The sequence below is a fragment of the Natronomonas amylolytica genome (assembly GCF_037031205.1).
Taxonomy (GTDB): Archaea; Halobacteriota; Halobacteria; order Halobacteriales; family Haloarculaceae; genus Natronomonas; species Natronomonas amylolytica.
The window spans coordinates 88,988-110,314 of the sequence record NZ_JAYEZM010000009.1 but is presented as its reverse complement, the minus strand read 5'-3'; the positions used below and the strand labels follow the sequence as shown (position 1 = coordinate 110,314).

Below are 21,327 nucleotides of genomic sequence, written 5' to 3'. Positions count from 1 at the left end.
CCTTGCGATACGTCTGTTTTGATATCGATATGCCGGCGGTACGGTTTTATTGGAACGCTATCTGAAGAGACATATGCCGGTAGATACTGACTCTGAGGAGTGGAAACACGCAGGCAGATATGATCCAATCACCGTCGAGATCAACTCACTTCTCTCAAACAACGAGGACCAAGCATTCTCAATCAAGGAGATAGAGGAACACCTCCTTGAGGATCATCAGCACCTATTTCCTAACCAGTTGGTAGGCGACGATGCTCTCGAAGGAGCAAAAGCAGCCCGGCAATCGATTATCGCCAATATTCTTGAATATCGATACTGGCGCTCAGAGGTGGCTTTCCAGTACATTTCCGGAGATAGAGATTCAGACGCTGGACTCTACTTCACCTGGGATGGTCCAGGGCTCAACCCCATTGCAGAACTTGATGAAGTGAGTGATCCAAATCCGGATTCACCATTTGGAACCCTCTCAAGTCGTTTTCGACAGATCGAGAGCGACCTCGACGAGGAAGTATCTGAATTGGAAGAACGGCTCTCTCATATGGAGTACCGGCTTCGTGAAGAGCTCGATACCTACTGAGGCGGGACACAAAGAATCAGCTTACCCTAACGCCTTTTACTCAGTCGTGGAATTGAGTGAGATGACACGGTAATTAGATGGTACGAATCCTACATACTGCAGATATTCATCTCACACCAGACGCTGATGAACGCCAGGCGGCGTTAGAAACTGTCCTTTCACAAGCGGATACCAGTGATGTCGATCTCGTTACGATCGGTGGCGATCTCTTCGATAGTGACGTCGCTGCGGAGCAGCTACGGGAATCCCTCCGAGAATTATTTTCTGACCGTTCGTATCCCATCCTGACGATTCCAGGCAATCACGACGCCGATGCGTTCCGCAGTAACCTCTTCTTCGGCGAATCGTTCACGCCCGCAACCGAGACGCCTTTCGACCAGTTCGTCATCCACGACACTCGAGTTACCGCGCTTCCGTATACACCTCAAGCGACCGAGGAGCTACTCGTTGGGTTACGTAATCGGGAGCCATTCGACGGCCCGGAAGCCCTTCTGTTACACTGTAGTCTGGAAGCACCTGTTCAAGGTGGCGTCGGAGACGAGGGCGAACAACGGTATTTCCCCATCACTAAAGAGGAACTTGCCGAATTAGATTTCGACTACTATCTCGCCGGGCACTACCACTCACAGCACCGAACTGAACTCTCGAATGGAGGAACGTTCGTCTATCCCGGCACTCCAGCGTCGGTAACACGGAAAGAGACAGGTCGACGGACGAGCGTCCTCATCGACACCGAAGCAGCCCAGGACGTCCAGCTCCAGGCCCTCGACTCGTTCCACTATGATACACTCGATCTCCGGGTCACTCCCGGGGACGAGGAGCGTGTCCTCGAAGAAATCCAATCGCAAGTAACCATCTGGAACAACCGGCACGTCGAACCGAAGATCAGCGTCGACGGGTTCACTGAGATGGATGAAACGGCGTTCAGTGAAGCCCTCTCTGATGTGAGTGGTGACATCTACGTCGAGAACAGCACCCGAACAGTCGAACATATCCTGTCACATCCCCTGTTCGAGACGTTTCAACAGCGGCTCGAGGAGCGTGAGCAACTCCACGCTGTCGAGGAGCGCGACGATTACGATGTGGAGGGCTTTCAGGACGACGTCTGGGAAGAAATGCTCGCGATCTTCGCCGATCTGGCCGCGGAGGGGAAGCTCACATGAAGCTGACCGACATCCAAATCGATCGCTACGGGCCACTTCCCCGCTTCACTCACGAGTGTGGAGACAACTTCGAAGTCTTCTATGGGCCGAATGAGTCCGGGAAGACACTGCTATTAGAAGCCGTACTCAAATTACTCGAGCCGGATATTGAAAGCGCGATTCCGCACGTCTCCCGAGTTGACGAATCCCCGAGCGGCCATGTTGTCGTCGAGACCGGCGGCACCGAACAGAAACTCGGCGACGGATCGGTCCTCAGCGATCTGGTGGACCTCTCGCCACAACATCTCCGAAACATCTTCGTCATCCGGGATAGTGACCTGCAACTTCGCGATGAACACGAGTTCTACGATTCGGTCACCCAGCAGATCGGCGACCTCCACACGAACGAGATCGACGCGATCCAGTCTCGACTCGTTAAACATGGACGACTGACCAGTGTCAGTGGCCGAGGGCTGTCGTCGGCCCGCAGCCGATCGAATGCAGCAGATGTGCGTGATCAGGCAGACGACCTCGCCGTGGACATCCAGGAGTATATCGCTGACGCCGAAGCGAACGATATCGCAGCAGCCGAGCGAGAGGTCGTCGCCGTCACAACTGAACTCCAGCGGTGTGAAGACGAGCTTGAGACACAGGAGGCCGCCGAAACGTGGGACACCCACGCGACACTTACGGAACGGCTGACCACGTATAGAGAAGCAATCGAGCAGCTCGACGATGAGGTGTCCCAATCGACCCTCAGAGAGTTAGAACAGCTCAACCGCGAGATCGTTGCAGCCGAGGACGAGATTGAGGACCTTGAAAACAAGCGTTCCTCGCTACGTGAGGAGCGGACACAGCTCAAGACCGAGAAAGACTCCGTCGAAGCAGAGCTGGCACCGTTGGAGGCACGGGCCGACGATATTGATGAAGTTGAACAAGCGCTTGCGTCATTCAGGGAGTCCCACGGTGAGGCGGTCGGGGCATCCCGGGGGATGCGTTTCGCGAAGTACACTGCACTCGTTGGGCTCGGACTGGGCGGGGTCGCAGCAATCGTCGGGAGCACGATTGCGGGCATTCTCCTTGCGGTAATCGGCGCCATCGCTGCGGGCTGGTATGGCCTGCAACATCGATCAGTAGCGGACGCAGAACGAGAGCAGGAACAGGTTCTCCAGCAAGCGCAGGACGCAGGGCTCGATGTCACTACCACCGACGAAATCGGGCCGGCGATCAGAGCATTTCGCGACGAGTTAGCCGGCTTGCAAGATCGTCGCAACGAACTCGAACGACAAATCGAGGTCAAGGACGAACTCATCGACGAGCGTAACGACGACCTCGAAACAGAGCGGGAAGAGCGACGCTCGAACCAAGAGAAGAAACAAACGCTGCTCCAGGAGGTAGACGCGGCTGACATCGAGGAGTACCGCGAGCGTGTGACCGCACAGGAGGCCCTCGAACGGAAGCGTGACCAAGCAGCGCAGAGCCTCACGGACGCACTCGGCACGCCAAGCACGACGGCGCCAGATCCAGAAGCGAAACTCGAGTACTGGGAATCAGAACTCGATGCGATGGTCGCGGACGTCGATGAGAGCGTGGACGCGGACGAGTACGACCCGGATCGACTAGCCACACTTAGCGAGCAACAGGAGGAACTGACCCAACGTCGCGATGAGCTCACAGAGCAGTTAGAGACGCACGACCGACGACTGCGTGAGTTTGACGAGCGGATTCAGGCCCTCGCTGCTGAGTCATTCCTTGATGAATCCGTATCGCTGCCGTCGCGCTCTATCGAAGGGCTTCAAGACGTCGTCCACGACTTGAATCAGTTGGTAGAGCAGATCGAGCGTGACGCAGATATTGCCCGGGAAGTGCTCGATATCTTCGACGGCATTGAGGCGGAAGAGGAACAGAAGATCACGGACCTCTTCGGCACTGAAAGTCGGGCTACGGACGTGTTCCAGGCGATTACTGACGACCGATACACGGGTGTTACCTACGATGCTGACGAGAGGGTCCTGCAGGTCCACAGAGATGGACAGGAAGTCCTCACACCCAAGCAGCTCAGCCACGGGACGACCGAACAGCTGTACTTCTCGGCTCGTGTTGGGCTCGCAGAGCAGTTACTGAGCTCTGAACCTGGATTCTTCCTTCTGGACGACGCCTTCCTCCCAGCAGACCGCACACGGCTCCAGGAAGGATTCGATGTTCTTCGAGAACTCGCTGACGATGGATGGCAAATCCTCTACTTCACTGCCAAGGACGAGGTCGGAAACGATCTCGTTGAGACGCACGACCTGCATTGCCGGATGCTTGACCCGCTCAGCTGAAACGTGCTAATAGATGGATCTCACGACTTCTGCGGGTCGAGACGAACCGTATAGGGCTCTTACCAAACACCGAAATGCAGTTGGGAGCCTTTGTTTGGTAAGACAAAAATACCAGTTCACATTTTACATACCCAAACCTATTGACAATCTTTATTCCACGACCCTCGGTGACTAGTCTCATGGGATTGTTCAGTCGCTTGTTCGGAGGGGATGGAGACTCTAATTCAAAGAACGATCCAGAACCGGAGATCGTGATTGAGGATTCATTGGACAGCGAATTCATCCACGGACAATTCCGCGGCGAACGGGTCACCTTCTCATCGGTGTCATCGCCAAACGGCGGGTGGAGATGTTTATATGGACGCTCTGGAATGAATGGGGGTACCCCAATCGTAGTGATAACGGGGGATGGAGAGGTTCAACACGCATTCACTGTAACGCGGGCACAGGACGTTGTCGTCGCCGATACCGGTCATGTTGCCGTCACCGACATCGGAGAACCCGACGATCAGAATCTCGGTGGGACGTTCGATGTCGTCGCCCCTGATGGTCAGCCACGTATTGAGCACGAATTCGATGCGAACATCTGGGAGTGTGCGATTACCGACGACGGCCAGTACGCCTCCACAGCGACCCACAATCCCGATCGCTCAGTGTACATCTTTGACGTCGGGTCAGGCGAGCTGGCCACCAAATTCGAGACGCCAGATCTCAACAGTCCAGCACAGGAGTTCGGAGAGATTGACGGCGGGATTGTTCTATACCTCTTAGACGAGGACGAACGGTACCGGGGTATCGACCTCGACGGTAATACAGTCTGGAAGAGCCAGTCCCTCAAGAATCAGGACCGTATCAATGAACTTCTGGGCAGCAGTGACGAGGCAGATTTGGAGGAGGCTATTGAACTCCTTGAGGAGGCATACGAACTCGTCGACGACCAGAACAGAAAGAAATCGATTGCAAATAAACTGGCAGATGCCCACTGGGATCTGTCGAAAGAGATCCGCAAAGAGGACGGGGACACCGACGCATGGTGGTCACATCTTAACCAGGCGAAGCAGTACTATTACGAAATCGTATCCTGGCACGACGGAAGGAAGGGGGTTGCCAAGGTCGAGCGAAAACAAGCGACGTACCACTTGAAGGAGGGCGACGAGGAGACAGCCCTTCAGCTGTTACAGAGTATCTCTTCACTCGAGGAGGAGTACGACGTTCAGCTACTCACCGACGCTGACAAGGACAAAATCGAGAAGCTCTCCTAATGCGATCCAGGTAGTGACTCCAAGATTCACAGGCTCGGTCGGGGTGATGCGCAGCTGAGGGCGACGTGAAATAGTCTAAGTAAAGACTATATTGGGGGGCTGAAACAGGCTTAGTATCCGAGATGACTCGTAAATCAATCGCCCGGAATTCGGGTAACTCCGGGCGGGTCAACATCTCCGGCTCCGAGCTCGAAGAGCTCGAGGCCGAGATCGGCGACGACGTCGACGTCGACGTTGCCGACACGAAAGACGTCGCTCACGCGCTTATCGACAGCAAGGACGCGGATCGGTTTCTCATCGTCACTCCTCGATAATTCATGCAAACGGCACTCACCTATCGGACGAATCGCGACCTGTTCTCGAACTACTACCTGGACGAGCACCTCCCCGAAACCGAGGCGTGGGACGAGCTTAGCGACGAGGAACTCCGCGAGAAACGAGCTGAAATCATCGACCTCTGGGAGAGAGAACAAGATACCGTTGCCGAACGTACTGAGTCATCGCTCGAAGAGAAATTCATTCGGCCGCTATTCCGGAAACTGGGAATCCCATTCGAAGTCGAGGAGACAGTACAGCGAGGACAACGACGACCGGACTACGGTTTCTTCCCGAGTGAGAACGCAGCTCGAGACGCATTCAGCCGAAAAAAAGAGAGTGGCGATTTCTACAAGGACGCCGTCGCCGTCGCGGACGCCAAGCGCTGGGGTCGGCCACTCGACACCCGTGGGAGTGGGGAACACGAGCGGGACTTCGAGAATCCAAGCTACCAGATTCACGTCTATCTGCAGGAGACGCCAGCGCAGTGGGCCGTCCTCACCGATGGGAAGAAATGGCGGCTCTACTACGGCCCGACGAGCCACCGCCTGGACTCCTACTACGAGATCGACCTACCGACCGTTCTCGAAAAGGGCGATCTTGAGGATTTCAAATACTTCTACCTCTTCTTTAGGCACGGCGCGTTCCTCGAGGACTCCAGCGGCGAGTGCTTCTTGGACGAAGTCTACGACGAGTCCAACGTCTTCGCCCAGGAGTTGGGAGAGGACCTCCAGGACAACATCTACGAGGCGATCAAGGTCCTCTCGGAGGGATTCATGCAGTACCCGGACAACGACCTCTCCCAGGATGATCTCGACCTTATTCACGACAGTTCGCTCATCTACCTCTACCGGCTCATCTTCGTGCTCTACGCAGAGAGTGAGGGTCGTGACCTGCTCGACACGAACAATGAGATCTACGAGGAATCCTACAGTCTGAATACCCTCAAGCAGGACGTCGCTGAAGAACTCGACAGCCCGAATCCGAAGTATCGCGACTGGCAAGACAACCTTTGGGACCGACTGGACGAGCTGTTCAAACTCATCGACCAGGGCAGCAAGTCGCGCGGTATCCCGGAGGAAGACCTCTACATCCCGGCGTACAACGGTGGGCTGTTCAGAACTAACCCTGATGAGGAGGACAGCGTCGAAGCCGGGTTTCTCGCAAATCACCAGGTGGGCGATGCCTATCTCGCTGAGGTCATCGAGCTCCTCACCCGGAGTCAGAACGGCAACGGCGGCGGGAAGATCTTCGTCGACTACTCGTCGCTGGACGTCCGCCACCTCGGGAGCATCTACGAAGGGCTTCTCGAGTATCAGCTTGACGTCGCCGACGAACCGCTCGCGCTGGAGGATGGTGAGTACGTCCCCGCCGGCGAGGGTGACCAGGTGATTGTCGAGGAGGGCGAAGTCCATCTTTCGACTGGTTCTGGCGAACGGAAAGCGACGGGGTCGTACTACACGCCGGAGTACGTCGTTGAGTACATCGTGGAGGAGACGTTGGAACCGCTCGTCACGGATATCTCAGAGGATCTTATGGCCCAGAGCGCTCGGGATGAGGGCGGTTTCGCAGCGGAATTCGCAGAACGTATCTTCGACCTCAAAATCCTCGATCCAGCGATGGGGAGTGGTCACTTTCTGACCAGCGCTATCGACTACCTTGCTCGTGAGATTATCGATGCTCAGGAGCGGCAGGCCGCACAGCAGGGTATCGAGACTGTTGATGAGGAACACGACATCAATTGGGCTCGCCGGCAGGTCGCCCAGCGCTGTATCTATGGAGTTGACCTAAACCCGCTGGCCGTCGAGCTCGCGAAGGTGTCCCTCTGGCTCCGGACGCTCGCGGCTGAACAGCCGCTCGCGTTCCTGGACCACCACCTAAAGACGGGTAACTCGCTGGTCGGAAGTGATATCGAGGAAATTGAGGAATTGGAGTCCGATGCTGGTGGTGACGGGCAGAACGCGACACTCGCTGACTTCGGTGTGGCTCGGAAGGGGACCATCGAACAGCTAATGCGAATCTATCAGGACTTCATCGCCATTGAGAACCAGGAACTTGCTGACGTTAAGGAGATGGAGGAAAAGTACGATGAATTCGAGCGGAACAAGCTTCGGCAACGACTTGAGGCGATGACGAATGTTCATACTGCCGAAGAATTCGGTTTGGATGAAATCCCTTCTGACGCCTATCAACGAATGGCTGCGGCCTTGGAAGATGATGACAAGTGGGGAGAAATTGCAGAGATGCAGTGGTTCAACGATGCTCAACAATGGGCCAATCAAGATAATTACTTCCACTGGAAACTCGCTTTCCCAGAGGTATTCTATAGTAGAGAGGGCGAAAAGCTTGCAGACCCCGGATTCGATGCAGTAATTGGGAATCCACCCTATGTCAGGGTGCAGAACCTGCCACACAGAATTATCGACTATATCAAACAAGAGTTTGAGACTGCTTACAGAAGAGTTGACATCTCTATCGCGTTCTTTGAGAGAGCTACTCTACTCTCAAAGAAGAGTGGCGAGCTTGGATACATATCGTCAACTCAATTCAGAAATTCAACATACGGGGAAAAGCTGCGAGAATTCTTAGGGAAAAGAAACGTCAGGAAAGTCGTTGACTTCGGCGATTTAGATGTCTTTGAAGGGGCAACTACGTATGCTGGTATTTTCATTTGGAATCCACAATTCAGGGACAGTACTTCTGCTCAGTATTATTCTGTAGATCACTTGTCAGACGATTTGATGACAAAACTCTATAATCCGGACGGTGAACTTGTCACTCAATATGAAACAGTACTACCCCCAGATCAGGAGTGGGGCTTTTCAAACAAGGAAGAGCGCGAAGTAATAGACCAGCTAGAGAGTCATAGAAGGCTGGTTGATGTGGGTGAATCTGTAAGTGGAATAATTAGTGGTCGGGATAGCGTGTTTTTATTAGATCCAGACGAGGTAAGGGAGTTTGAGATAGAAGATGAAATTCTGTTAGATGTAATTCGCGGTAAAGATCCTGATCGATGGCATCTCAAGGGTGCTAGTAAACAAATCATCTACCCATATCGTGAGGGCGACAACGCTACAGTCCTAATGGATGAAGGTGAGCTGGCCGAGAACTTCCCGAATGCCTATTCCTATCTAAAGGAACATGAGGACGACTTAAGATCACGTAAGGACTCTCGGACTACCCTAAATGACGAGAACTGGTATCAGATAACGCGACAAGGGCGGCTTTCAAAGTATAAGCAAAGGAAGATTGTGACATCAGGGGAATCGAAACGGAATCAGTTCTGTATTGATAATGAAGGTAGAGGATATAGCTTCGCTCGTATCTATGGTGTTCTCGCGGACGAAATAGAATTGGATGTTTTATTAGCTATTTTGAATTCCGATATAATTGAATTCTATTTACATAAGATTGCCCCACTCAAACGAGGGGAATATTATAGCTATTCCTGCGATTATTTGGATAAGGTTCCCATCCCTGAAGGAAATTGCGAAGAACTGAATCCTCTAGCAAAAGAGGCACAGGAGGTAAAATCTGAGATGGAGCAACAAAATCTTGAGATACAAGATTATGTTAACCTGAGCTCAGGAGATACTACGCTACTTGATTTGGCTGGATATCAACCAGCACCCGGGGTTAATGAAACCCCTCTTTCGAAAACGAAGGAGGAGTTGGAAAGCCTAAGGGTTGGAGACATTAGAATAGATCTCGATGATCATGTCTCAGTCTCTCTAACTGCTCGATATAAACCCGAAGACGACGAAATTGAAACCGACCAGTGGGGGTACACTGAAACAGACCCAATAGCTGCGATGAAATTTGTGGGGTTCACCGACGCGGAGAAGGTGTATCTTGCAGAGTCGCTGAAGACCATTATCAACGAGGGCGGCGGATTTGCCAATTTCCGAGAGACGGCGACTACGACGATGTCTCTCCTTGATCGTCTCTCGAACATTCAGCTTCCTCATCCGGAGGAAGCGAGTAACCAAATTCAGGCGTACTATTCCACATACACTCGTCAAGAAGAGCTATCGCAACGTCTTGAAGAAGTTGAGAAGGAAATAAACACAATACTTGTTGATGAGTATAGTCTCAGCAACGATCAACGTGAGCTGATCAAAGAGTCAAAATGAACTCAAAGGATGGATCAGTGCTGAAAATTGTTAATATCGTTGCCTCAGGAAAGCTAAATAGAGAATTTGATTTAGGGCCTCTATCTGCTGAGATTGATGCTTTTGAAGTTCAATATGAGCCTGAAACATTTCCTGGTCTGCTAATCCGGTTTGAAGAAGAAGGACCAGTGGTAATCATCTTCTCGAGCGGTTCATATACAATGATGGGTGTAAACTCACATATAGGGCTTGACGACTTGTTCAGCCGGTTTATAGATAGCTTATCTAAATTAGGAATAGACGTTTGCGCTGAAAATTCACGCCCAACAGTTCAAAACCTGATTTGTAAAGGTCAACTTGAGAGAGAAGTCGACCTTGAATCGCTTACTATTGAGTTAGGACTGGAAAATATCGAATATGAACCTGAGCAATCCCCGTTTCTATATTACTGGCCAGACAGCTACGACTGCCTAATAACAATACCAACCAATGGTGAAGTGATAATTACTGGAGTTCAAGACGTTGAGGATGCTGAGGAAGCATTCTATCACCTGAAAGGTTTAATTGAATCTCTATTCGATGATTAGAGTTTGCTGCCAATTATGACTGATTTTCAGGTCGGCGACCATATCAAGTTCGCCGGCGGGCGTGGAGAAATCACGAAAATTGAGGAACGGCCCGACAGCGGCCACCTCCTCCACGTCTACACCTCGGAGGGACAGCTCCGCAAACTCCCCAGCGGCCTCCCTCACATCGAGAAACTCGATTCGCTCGTGGACCGCCTCGCAGCAGGGCAGTCCGACGTCCCGATCCACTACGACCTTCGTGAGCGGGCGATCCGGCTGGATCTCGCCTACAAGTACGACCGGTTCCTCTCGTTGACCAGCAACCGCATCGAGATCGAACCGTACCAGGTACAGGCCGCCTACGAGATCCTCAACTCCTACGACCACCGGTATCTCATCGGCGACGAGGTCGGCCTTGGGAAGACTATCGAAGCCGGGATCGTTATCGAAGAGCTCATCGCACGCGACCGGGCCGACCGGGTGCTCATCGTCGCGCCGGCGCCGCTGACCGTCCAGTGGCAGGAGGAGATGCGCGAGAAGTTTGACCGCAACTTCGTCATCTACGACCGCGAGACGGTCCGTACACACCGGAAGTCCCACCCCAACCAGAACGTCTGGAAGCAAGAGGACCTCATCATCACCTCCATCGACTTCGCGAAGCAGACCACGGACGACTCCGAGTCAGACCGCGTCTCCGTCCTCGATGCCCTCCAGAATCTCGACGAGGAGTGGGACGTCGCGGTCTTCGACGAGGCTCATCACCTTACGGCCAGACGCTCGAGCGACGACTCAATCGAGCGGACACAGCGGTATCAGGTCGGTGAAGCCGTCGCCGATAACTCCGATGCACTGCTGCTACTCACTGGGACCCCACACAAGGGGAAATCAGACCAGTTCTACTTCCTCGTGAGTCTGCTCGACCCGTATCGCTTCAGCCACGAGTCGCAGATCAGTCCCGAGGCGCTTGAGGACCTGATGATCCGGCGGCTGAAGGACGATATGTACGAGACTGACGGGACTCGCATGTTTCCCGAGAAGAACATCGAGGCGCTCCCGGTCGAGATGACTCGTGAGGAGCGGAAACTGTACGACGATGTCACCGAGTACATCCGCGAGTACTACAACCTGGCCCAGCAGGAGGAGAACCAGGCGGCGGGGTTCACGATGGTCATCTACCAGAAGCGGCTGGTCTCGAGTATCTACGCGATCCGGAAGTCCCTCGAAAACCGGATGCGGGCGATTCAGAACGACGCCGTCGCAGAAGACCTCCCTGACGAGATTCAGGACCTCATTCCGCGGTATAGTACCGAACCCGAGACGCTCACCGACGCAGAACGCGCTCGGGTCGAGAAGGCGCTTGAGACGGTCACGATTACGCTCAATCAGTCACAAGTCCAGCAGGAACTGGACCGCGTGAAACAGCTCTGGCAGCAGGCCAAGAACATCGAGACGGACTCGAAGGCCCGATTGCTCCGGCAATTCGTCGACCGCATACTCTCAGAGGACCCCGACGAGAAAATCCTGATCTTCACTGAGTACACGGACACGCTGGAGTATCTACGTGACGGGGTCTTCGCTGACCACGACGTCGCTCAGGTGTACGGCGACCTCGAGCAGTCCCGTCGACGGGAAGAGATGAGCAAATTCGAGGAGGAAGCCAACCTGATGCTTGCGACTGACGCCGCCCAGGAGGGGCTCAACCTCCAGTTCGCCCACATCATGGTGAACTACGACCTCCCGTGGAATCCCATCCGGATCGACCAGCGGATGGGGCGGCTCCACCGCTACGGCCAGGAGCACACGGTCGAGATTCGGAATCTCTTCTTCGCCGATACCCGCGAGAGCGAGATCCTCAACCTGCTCATCGAGAAGACGAATCAGATCGAGTCGGACCTCGGGATGCGCTCTGATGTCCTCGGTCGCGTCCTCGAAGATGTCGACTTGGACGAGACGATTATGGCGGCTATCGCTGAAGGCGAGCCGACTGAACGTGTCGTCGCCGATATCGAGGCGACCATCGAGGAGAAACGCGAAGCGATTCAGACTGTCGAAAACGAGTTCCTAATTCGCGACCGCTTCGATCTCTCTGGTGAGGACGATGAGATTCTCGACGTGATCGAACGCAGTCAACACGGCGAGGTGTCTGAGGACGATATCGAGACGCTCGTGCGAGTGTTCTTCGACGAATTCGGCGGCTCTATCAAGGGTGTTCGACCCGGACCCGCCCGGATGGAAGGGGACGTGTTCCAGTTGGATGTCCCTGACGTCCTGAGTGGAAATCAGGTAGCACGACAGTACCCACGGGCCACGTTCACCAAGGATATCGCGATGGAGGAGGATGATGTCGAGTTCATCTCGCTTGACCATCCTCTCGTCGAGTCGCTCATCGAATTCTGCTTGGACAGCGACCGGATCCAGGGTGAAATTGCGACGAAGGTCGCTGCGACGGCGTCTCGAACGCCTGGAATCCTGTTCAATTACCGACTTGGCTACGTCTCCGGTGCCGGCGACGTGGTGACTGAGAAGTTCGTTCGCCTCTACGCTCGCCCGGATGGCAGTGTAACGACGGATGTTCCTGAACTCTCGAAGACGGTCGCTCCCAGTGACGTCTCGTTGTCGCACGAGGTTGATCGGCTCTCGAGTATGGCTGAGGACCTCTGCGAGGCTGCAGAGATGGAGGCATGGACGCACGTTGAGTCGTTCGCCGAGGAGGCCCGAACCGAACGAGAACGGGAGATCGAAATCAAACGTGAGCACGCTGAGCGATACTTCGAAGAGCAAATCGAAGAATGGGAAGAGCGGTTAGAGCAGTACCAACACCGTGCTGAGCAGGGTGCGGATATGTCCGCGCCGATTGGGAACGCGAAGCAGAAGGTCGAGAGTCTACGACGAGAACGTGAAGAGGAGCTATCCAGGCTTGAGGAAGAGAAGCACGTTACTCCCCAAGAACCGGAATTAGTAACAGCGGCGTACGTCGTCTCTCCTACAGAGGCAAAGGACGAATGATCTCTATTGCGAACGCTGTCGGGTCGGGAGATTTGGGTGTGGAACTCGACGTCGCCGAGGTCGAGTCCGATTTGGATCTGCCATACACCGAATACGACCCTTCGAACTACCATGGTCTCTATCTTCGGCTTGTTGAGGGTGGTCCGCTCATCACGGTTTATCGGAGTGGGAAATACATCATCAGTGGGTGCTCTACGTTCGAACAGTTGTACGAGACGAACGACGCGTTCCTCACGACACTGTCCGAGTTGGACATCGTAGATGCAGAGACTGAAACCGGATTCACGGTACAGAACGTTGTCTGTACGGCACAGCTGGACGACCCGGTCGATCTGAATACACTCTCTATCGCGTTGGGCTTGGAATCCGTGGAATATGAGCCAGAACAGTTCCCCGGTCTCATCTATCGGCCCGCTGACCACCCGGCCGTTCTCTTGGTTTTTGCCAACGGGAAAATAGTCATCACAGGGGCTTCTGACGTGGACACTGCCGAGGATGCGTTCAAGCATCTTCAGAAACAGGTGACGACCTACCTCGAACAGTAACATCTCTGCATTCTATGCGAAAACACGTCTCTCGCGGTTCGTAGAACGACGCTTCTGAACACCTGCTTGTCGAACTGGTTGTCGGAGGTGGTAGTAGTCGATAGAATTCTCTCCAAGCCCGTCAGGTGTGCTCGTCTTCAAATCGCCCCTCATCCAAATATGACCTCAGACCCAGTGGATATTCTCGATGACCTGGCTGACCAGGTCGCCGAGGAATTCGAGGCGTACAGACAGCCGGACGAATTCAAAGACGTATCGCTTGTCATCGACAATAACGATCCAGACCGGCCAACGCTGATCGTTCACGTCGAGAGAGAGGACGCCGATACGCTGGCCGATAAAATCGAGAACTTCCTGCAAGAACGGGGAGCTCGAACTCAGCGCGAACGACACTCGGACACAGATGTCCGAGTGCTAGCGACCGTCGGCTGAGTTCTCAGTCCTCTCTGCTTTATTTTGGTCCCTCTCGGTAAGCCACTCCTAAGCTGTCAGTCTCGCCAAGAGTGAAGTGAGACCGATATCTTGGTAGGGAGTGTTCGATGGATTCAACGCTTCTCACCGGCCCGAAACACGCCCGATTGGAACGACGGGCATTTCAGCGGGCTGATGACATCGCCACCGATTCGCTGGGGAGTATTCTCTACATAACGCGGAACGACGCTCGCCGGGGTATGGTCGAGGATCGCTGGGCCGCGTCCCACGCACCCCTCCGTCTTCGTGCCGAGACGCTCGATGCGGTCGTTCGGGAGTGGTATGAGGAGCTCCACGGTCCGGTTCAACCCCTCTCCGGGCAGCTGAACCGCCGGCTGGCGGAGTATGCGCTTGACAGAACGACAGCTCAAACAGATGGCGCTCTCGCCGGCGAACCGGCCTCGGCCGCTCTCGCGGATTCGTTCAGTAGTCGTTTCTCACTCTTCGATGACGCCGGTGTCGGGACCGCCGACGCACTGGCGGCGGAGTTCGAGGGCTCAGCCCTCGATGATCGTATCGCGGCAGCTACTGTCGACGCGTACCGCCACTACCAGGACCTCCATGCTGACTACGTTGATGAGTGGGTCTGTACCCGAGGAGAGATGTTCGACGCCGTCGCGACGGCGGACCAGTCATTATCGACGCTCTCCCCGGAACTGGATGTCGTCGTCCTCTCCGGGTATCACGAGTTCCGTCCTGTCGAACGACGCCTCATCGAACGCCTCGTCGACGAACTTCCAATGATCGCGCTGCTGCCGCTCCACCAAGATGGCCGGAGCGGAGTCGACGCCGTTGCGGAGGACGCCTTAGAGGTCTACGAAGCACTTGACTTTGAGACAGTAGAACTCGAGCCCGTCGACGAGTCAGGGCGGGCCTTCGGAACGATCACGGAAGCGCTCTATCGCCCGGACCCCGACACCGTCCCTTCTCCAGACGCTCTGGGATGGCGTGAACTCCCGACGCCCGAGCGCGAGATTCGCTTCGTCGCTCGCGAGCTCCGGACTGAGTTGGCCAATGGTCGCGACCCCGACGACTTGGCCGTCGTCGTCCCCGGGACCGAGGCCTATTCGGGGTACGTCGAGGACACGTTCGATACGTTCGACATCCCGCACGTCACGACCGCCGCCTCACAGCTGAACCGGACGTTCACCGGGAGCGTTGTACACGACCTCCTGAACCTCGCCGAACCCGACCCCCGTGCTGAGGACCTCACGTCCCTGTTAGCAAATCCATTGGTCAACGTCGTCGATACCGACCAAGCCAACGCTCTCACGGCAGCTGCTCGCCGGCGCGACACGGTTTCTGTGTCACCCCTGCTCGATGACGTCGACGACCAGGCGGCGGCACTGATCGAGGAGCTGCTGGCCACGCTAGAGACGCTCCGAACAGGCGACGTCGAGGACGCAACCGAAACGCTCCGACGACTGTTGGATGACCGGTTCGACCTTGAGGGGGCGACGGAGGACTACGCCAGCGGCGCCGAGCAAGCCGTCGAACAGCGAGCCTACGACCTCGTGGACGAGGTCCTCTCCTCGTTCGAGTCGCTGGGGGCGGTCAATAGCGATCTCTCCCCGTTGGCACTGTTCACCCGTGCGCTCGATGGTGTGCCGATCCGGATTCCGCAGCGCGCTGCCGGCGGCCACGTCGAAGTGATGGGGTTGCTCGACGCTCGGATGCGCTCGTTCGAGAGGGTGTTTCTCGTGGGCCTGACGAGCGAGCACTTCCCGGTGACGCCGGAACGCCCGGCCTTCTTCGAGGAGATGACCGACGCCCATCCGCGGTTCGACACCGGCGACGAGCGCCTCCGGGGGCGCTATCTCTTCGCGACGCTGCTCGCGAACGTCGACGAACTCACGATCACCACACCAGAGACGGGCGACGATGAATCCGCCGTCGTCCGGTCGCCGGTCCTCGACGATCTCCAGCGCGTGACCGGCATCGAACCCGAAGACGGCGTCGACGACCGCGTGGGCTCTCGCGAAGACCTTCAGCGGCACGTCGCTGCAACGGCCGACCGGCGTGCGGCAGTCAGCCGCGCCGGCGACCGAGGTGATCTCTCCCCCGAGCAGACCAAGCGCACGGATCGGGGACTCCACTGTGCGGCCAACAGGGGAACGGCTGGCCTCTCCGACCACGACGGCGTGTTGGATCCCGAGACAGTCGATGAGGTATACCCTCCGTCGGAGCGGGAACCCTACAGCGCGAGTCGCATCGAGCGATACGTCGAGTGTGGGTTCAAGTTCTACGCCGACGAAGTGCTCGGAATCGAGGATCCCGACGACGTCGAAGTCGTCCCCACACCCCTCGAAACCGGGTCGTACGTTCACGACGTCCTCGAACGGTTCTTCGCGGATCTGCAGGACGAGACCGGGGACGGTGTCGATCTCACGGACTTCGACCGCGAGGACCTGGCGACACACCTTCGCGAGATCGCCGTCGAGGAACTCCGGGATGCTGACTTCGAGTACGACGGCCTGTTCTACGAGCGGTGGAAGGCGGAGCTGTTCGCGGGCCTGTGTGACGGCGAGAGTGCTCCGTACGAGGCCGGGAGCAAACCCCACGACGCACCGGAACAGGGGTTGTTCGCTACCTTCCTCGACAACGAACTCTCGCGGGACGGCGCCGCCCGCCCACACCTGTTCGAAGCCCCGTTCGGCGAGGGGCTTCCTGACTCGGATGCTGGACCGTTCACGGTTGAGCGGCCGGACGGCTCGACTGTCTCGATTCGTGGATACATCGACCGGGTTGACGTGAGTCGGGATGGCGAACAATCGACGCTCACGCTCTACGACTACAAGACTGGTCGAGCACCGTATATGACGAAGACGACCGGCGGCACGAAGTTCCAGCTCCCCATCTATCTGCTTGCTGCGGCCAACGTCGTCGACGGTGATCTGTTCGAGCAGGGATCGCTTTCAGCGACGTATTATCAGGTGCGACCCCCCAACGACCTCAAGGTCCCGCGTGGGGTCGAGTCGAAGTTCGATTCAGAGGTCGAACTCCGCCGGTTCCTGAACGATGTCGTTCCGGAGTGGTTGGGCCAAATCGACGAGGCGATCAGCAACGGACGGTTCCACACGACGCTTCTGTCGGCCAGCGGAGCGAACTGCCGATACTGTGACTACCGTCGGGCCTGCGATGTCCGCCATCACCGCAAGCGAGAGTTTGTTGACGAGGTTCACGAGGACGACGCTGCGTACGTTCCGCTCCGTGTTCGCGACGACGAGGATATCGAGGCGGTGATGAGCGATGACTGAGGAACCCGCGGAGATTCAGCTCACGGAGGAACAGGAGGACGCGCTCGTCCAGGGCCGGAATGTCGCGATCACTGCCGGTGCTGGGACGGGGAAGACGACCACGCTCACCGAGCGGTACGTGACGATACTGGCCGAGAACCCGTCACTCACGCCGGAGAACATCGTCACGATCACCTTCACGCGAAAGGCTGCTGCCGAATTGACTGAGCGCGTTCGGGAGGAGGTGTACGACCGGCTCGAGGCTGTCGACTCACCAGAGGCCTACCACCGCTGGCGAACCGTCCTTGACGATCTGGAGGATGGCTACGTCCACACCATTCACGCGTTCTGTACGCGGCTCTTGCGAGAACGGGCCGTCGAGGCTCCGGTTCCGCTCGGCTTCGACGTGCTTGACGAAGACGGCGCCGCGACACTCCAACGTGAAGTCGTGACGGAGTTCCTCGAACGCCACCAGGACGATGATGACGTCGCGCTCCTCGCGCAGCTCTGGGGTCGCGACCAGCTGGTCGATGTACTTGCAGGATTACTCGATGAGCGCCCACAGAGCGAGGCCGTCCTCGAGGAGTGGCGTGATGCGGAGGTCGCCGACTACGTCGATATCTGCTGGGAGGTCGTTTGTGACCTCGACGTCGCCGACGCCCGACAGACGCTGTATGCGGACGGACTCCTTGACCAGCTACGAACGGTCGCGAACCGCGTCGACCGTGAGGGTGCGATCGCCGACGAGGACGGCCTTGGGGTCTACCGGACCTTCACCGAGGTAGCGACGACACTCCCTGCCACCCCCGAGGAAAGCGATCCTCGCGACTGTCAGCGGGCAATCCTCGAGCTCTACGAGGCCTGTGAGAAGAACAACGGCGGCCTGTACAGCAGTTCGGGGTACGTCGTCGGTGACCGGGACGAGTGGGATGAGTACGGTGACGTCTACGACGACCTGAAAGACACCATCGACACGGTCATCGATGCCGTCGAACCGCACGCGGATGCGGTCGAGACCACGCCCGGTGAGCTCGAAGCGAACAGCGCTCACTACGCGCTGGCTCTGATGCGGGTCTTCGACGACGTCCTCGCCGCCTACGCCGACGAGAAGGACCGCCGGGATACGCTTGACTTCCCCGACGTGATCGAGACGACCCTCGAGTTCTTGCGAACGAACAATGCCGTCACGGAGCGGCTTCGAGAGCAGTTTGCGGCCGTGATGGTCGACGAGTTTCAGGATACGGACCCGCGCCAGTGGGAGTTGGTCAAGCTCCTCACGGGCGTTGACGAGCAGGCGGCGTCGAACGTCTTCCTGGTCGGCGACGAGAAACAGAGTATCTACGGATTCCGTGGGGCCGACGTGACGACGTTCGGGGATGCGCGCAGAGAACTCCAGACCGTCAACGAGGCTCGTGGGGTTGACGACGTTCCCGACAGCGATGCCGAGAGTCCGACCGACCTCGAACTCTCCGGGAATTTCCGGACGCTGGACGAGCCGCTATCGTTCCTGAACGAGCTCTTCGAGTACCTGTTCCAGCCGGAGGGTGACAGCCACGAACCCCACGAAGCCCCACCGCAGGAGTTGACCACACAACGCGACCGTGTCGAGGACATCGAGGGTCTGACCGGGAGCGTTGAGTATCTCGCTGTGCCCGACGACGCCGATACGGCAGCGGAGCTCTTCGGCGACGACCATCCGGTCGCCGAAGGTGCGCTGGACCACACTATCGAGGCCGAGGCGCAAGCGCTCGCTGCTCGACTGACCCACCTGTTCGACGATCCGCCGAGAGTCCAAGACCCCGATACAGGTTTCCATCGTGACGCTACTCCCGACGACACGGCTATCCTCCTGCGCCGGCGAACTCATCTGGATCGGTATCAGCGCGCCCTCGAGGAGTACGACATCCCCTACACTGTCGTCGGTGGCGTCGGATTCTACGATACGCCTGAGGTCCAGGCGCTCACGAACCTGCTTCGAGTACTCGGTGATCCACAGGACGACGTCTCCCTCTATGGGGTACTTCGGTCGCCGCTGTTCGGATTCGGGGATGATCGCCTCGCACCGGCTGTCGCAGAGGCTGATTCAGTGTGGGACGCGCTCGCCGAGACGGACGATCCACAGATCGCGGACGCGTTCGACCTCCTCACGACGTGGCGGACCCTCAGCGGCTGTGCGACGCCGTCTGAGGATGGCGTCCTGCCGTGGAACCGCCTGCTGTCCCGGGTGATCGACGACACGGGGTATCTGGCGAGTGTGAGTGCTGATGAACGCGGTCGACAGGCCGTCGCGAACGTCGAGAAGTTCCGCGACCAGGTCCGTACTTGGAGCGAGAATGGTGTTCACACAGCTGCCGGGTTGCTCCATCGGATTGATCGCCAAGCCGAGATCGATCCCCGAGAGGGGGAGGCTGACATTCCCGGTGATGTTGAGGGAGTTCGGATAATGACGATTCACGCCGCGAAGGGACTCGAGTTCCCAATCGTCACTGTTCCCGATCTCGGAAGTGACCTCAATTTCGGGCGGTCCGTCGATGACCACGGCTATGTCCGCCTCGTCAAGGGGACGACTGATGCTCCACCGATTCCTGCCGTGGGTGGTCCCCACCCCAACGATGCGTTCTCAATCGAAAAGACGGCAGTCCACGAATATGCTGATCGTCGCTCGCTCCCGCAAGAGCGTGCGGAATCCAAACGACTGCTCTACGTGGCCTGTACCCGAACTCGGGACCACCTGCTGTTGTGTGGGACACACGATATCGATATCGATGAGTCTGGACACATCGAACTCGGTGAGCCAGATGATTTCGACGACGCCAGCCGATGGCGGGATTGGCTCCAGCCAATTCTGTTTGACGACCAAGAGCTAGTCGCTGAGGCGGTTCACGAGGGAGCTACGGACGCTCGAATCGGTGACGCTTCATACACTATTCAGACGCCACCTCGGCCGGTTGAATGGCAGTCTGAGGCTCCGAGTGAAGAGGTAGACCCTGCGATTACTGTCCCCTCCCCGCCAGAACAACAGGCCGCTGTTCGCGTTGCCGCGACGACTCTCGTCAGTGCTGTTGCGGATGCCTACGAGGACGGACATAGCTACACGACGGGGGATGAGACAATCGGATTGAGTCCGACCACCTTCGGAACTGTTGTCCATCGGCTCAATGAGCTCCGTCCTCCACGGGATGAGTGGCCCTCGTTCATTCGTCAGTTGAGTCGTATGGGAGGTGAGGAACCGACGGATGGCGACCTCCAAGCAGCCGTGAGCCATGCCCAGGATGCGATCCGGTTCGTCGATGAAACTGAGGCGGACCTCCCACTCGAAGCGACCTATGACGAGTACTCAGTTGTCGCTCGTCTCGATGATTCCCGCATAGTGGGTGATATTGACCGTCTTCTGGTCACTCCTGATGCGTATCATATCATCGACTACAAGACGAACGATCTTTCGTCGACGACGACTGATACCCTCGCTGACCACTATCGGCCGCAAATGCTTGCCTACGCTCTCGCGCTCTTCCAGCACGATCCCGCCCGGCAGGTTCGTGCTTCACTCCGGTTTACCGATGTTGGGGTGGAAGAACGGTTTGAGTGGCAACGGAGTGAACTGACTGATATCGAATCTGAACTTCGCTCTATGTTGGAGCTCGTCTCCTGAGCCACATTTACTGATTCTATCCTAACTATTCTAGAGTAGTAAACTATTCTGGAATAGCGTGTAGCTTTGGAATAGAATACTATTCGGACTATTCACCACAGAGTTAAGTTTAGAGGGGT

The 21,327-nt window shown here is 56.6% G+C and carries 12 protein-coding genes; all 12 read left to right on the top strand.

Annotated elements, in window-relative coordinates:
* Positions 1-73: 73 nt before the first annotated feature.
* The 12 genes from U5914_RS13570 to U5914_RS13515 all read left to right on the top strand — a co-directional run bounded on the left by U5914_RS13570 (position 74) and on the right by U5914_RS13515 (position 21,208).
* Complete coding sequence (locus tag U5914_RS13570) at positions 74-577, top strand: hypothetical protein (protein ID WP_336136290.1); 504 nt, start codon at positions 74-76, stop codon at positions 575-577.
* 77 nt (positions 578-654) lie between these two features.
* Positions 655-1,740 (top strand): metallophosphoesterase family protein, encoded by a 1,086-nt coding sequence (locus U5914_RS13565; RefSeq protein ID WP_336136289.1) that lies wholly within the window; start codon positions 655-657, stop codon positions 1,738-1,740.
* Positions 1,737-4,043, top strand: a complete 2,307-nt coding sequence (locus tag U5914_RS13560; protein WP_336136288.1) for an ATP-binding protein — start codon at positions 1,737-1,739, stop codon at positions 4,041-4,043. Before U5914_RS13565 ends, U5914_RS13560 begins: the two co-directional genes overlap by 4 nt.
* A gap of 179 nt (positions 4,044-4,222) precedes the next feature.
* Complete coding sequence (locus tag U5914_RS13555; RefSeq protein ID WP_336136287.1) at positions 4,223-5,305, top strand: hypothetical protein; 1,083 nt, start codon at positions 4,223-4,225, stop codon at positions 5,303-5,305.
* Between the two features lie 122 nt (positions 5,306-5,427).
* Positions 5,428-5,619, top strand: a complete 192-nt coding sequence (locus U5914_RS13550) for a hypothetical protein (RefSeq protein WP_336136286.1) — start codon at positions 5,428-5,430, stop codon at positions 5,617-5,619.
* 3 nt (positions 5,620-5,622) lie between these two features.
* Entirely contained in the window at positions 5,623-9,753 is a 4,131-nt protein-coding gene (locus U5914_RS13545; RefSeq protein ID WP_336136285.1) for an Eco57I restriction-modification methylase domain-containing protein, read from the top strand.
* A complete protein-coding gene (locus tag U5914_RS13540; RefSeq protein WP_336136284.1) occupies positions 9,750-10,319 on the top strand; it encodes a TATA-box-binding protein in 570 nt (189 codons plus the stop codon). The genes U5914_RS13545 and U5914_RS13540 overlap by 4 nt, the downstream gene beginning before the upstream one ends.
* A 15-nt stretch (positions 10,320-10,334) precedes the next feature.
* A complete protein-coding gene (locus U5914_RS13535) occupies positions 10,335-13,304 on the top strand; it encodes a DEAD/DEAH box helicase (RefSeq protein ID WP_336136283.1) in 2,970 nt (989 codons plus the stop codon).
* Positions 13,301-13,849, top strand: coding sequence for a TATA-box-binding protein (locus U5914_RS13530; RefSeq protein WP_049908458.1), 549 nt, complete (start codon positions 13,301-13,303; stop codon positions 13,847-13,849). Before U5914_RS13535 ends, U5914_RS13530 begins: the two co-directional genes overlap by 4 nt.
* 159 nt (positions 13,850-14,008) lie before the next feature.
* Positions 14,009-14,281 (top strand): hypothetical protein, encoded by a 273-nt coding sequence (locus U5914_RS13525; protein ID WP_336136282.1) that lies wholly within the window; start codon positions 14,009-14,011, stop codon positions 14,279-14,281.
* Positions 14,282-14,520: 239 nt separating this feature from the next.
* Positions 14,521-17,577 carry a PD-(D/E)XK nuclease family protein gene (locus tag U5914_RS13520; protein ID WP_336136281.1) on the top strand — a complete coding sequence of 1,019 codons (3,057 nt, stop codon included), beginning with the start codon at positions 14,521-14,523 and terminating at the stop codon, positions 17,575-17,577.
* Positions 17,570-21,208 (top strand): UvrD-helicase domain-containing protein, encoded by a 3,639-nt coding sequence (locus tag U5914_RS13515; RefSeq protein ID WP_336136280.1) that lies wholly within the window; start codon positions 17,570-17,572, stop codon positions 21,206-21,208. The genes U5914_RS13520 and U5914_RS13515 overlap by 8 nt, the downstream gene beginning before the upstream one ends.
* Positions 21,209-21,327: the final 119 nt, after the last annotated feature.

Excerpts from the sequence above, each read along its gene's own strand:
- U5914_RS13570 (WP_336136290.1), top strand. The coding sequence starts at position 74 with ATGCCGGTAGATACTGACTCTGAGGAGTGGAAACACGCAGGCAGATAT.
- U5914_RS13565 (WP_336136289.1), top strand. The coding sequence starts at position 655 with ATGGTACGAATCCTACATACTGCAGATATTCATCTCACACCAGACGCT.
- U5914_RS13560 (WP_336136288.1), top strand. The coding sequence starts at position 1,737 with ATGAAGCTGACCGACATCCAAATCGATCGCTACGGGCCACTTCCCCGC.
- U5914_RS13555 (WP_336136287.1), top strand. The coding sequence starts at position 4,223 with ATGGGATTGTTCAGTCGCTTGTTCGGAGGGGATGGAGACTCTAATTCA.
- U5914_RS13550 (WP_336136286.1), top strand. The coding sequence starts at position 5,428 with ATGACTCGTAAATCAATCGCCCGGAATTCGGGTAACTCCGGGCGGGTC.
- U5914_RS13545 (WP_336136285.1), top strand. The coding sequence starts at position 5,623 with ATGCAAACGGCACTCACCTATCGGACGAATCGCGACCTGTTCTCGAAC.
- U5914_RS13540 (WP_336136284.1), top strand. The coding sequence starts at position 9,750 with ATGAACTCAAAGGATGGATCAGTGCTGAAAATTGTTAATATCGTTGCC.
- U5914_RS13535 (WP_336136283.1), top strand. The coding sequence starts at position 10,335 with ATGACTGATTTTCAGGTCGGCGACCATATCAAGTTCGCCGGCGGGCGT.
- U5914_RS13530 (WP_049908458.1), top strand. The coding sequence starts at position 13,301 with ATGATCTCTATTGCGAACGCTGTCGGGTCGGGAGATTTGGGTGTGGAA.
- U5914_RS13525 (WP_336136282.1), top strand. The coding sequence starts at position 14,009 with ATGACCTCAGACCCAGTGGATATTCTCGATGACCTGGCTGACCAGGTC.
- U5914_RS13520 (WP_336136281.1), top strand. The coding sequence starts at position 14,521 with ATGGTCGAGGATCGCTGGGCCGCGTCCCACGCACCCCTCCGTCTTCGT.
- U5914_RS13515 (WP_336136280.1), top strand. The coding sequence starts at position 17,570 with ATGACTGAGGAACCCGCGGAGATTCAGCTCACGGAGGAACAGGAGGAC.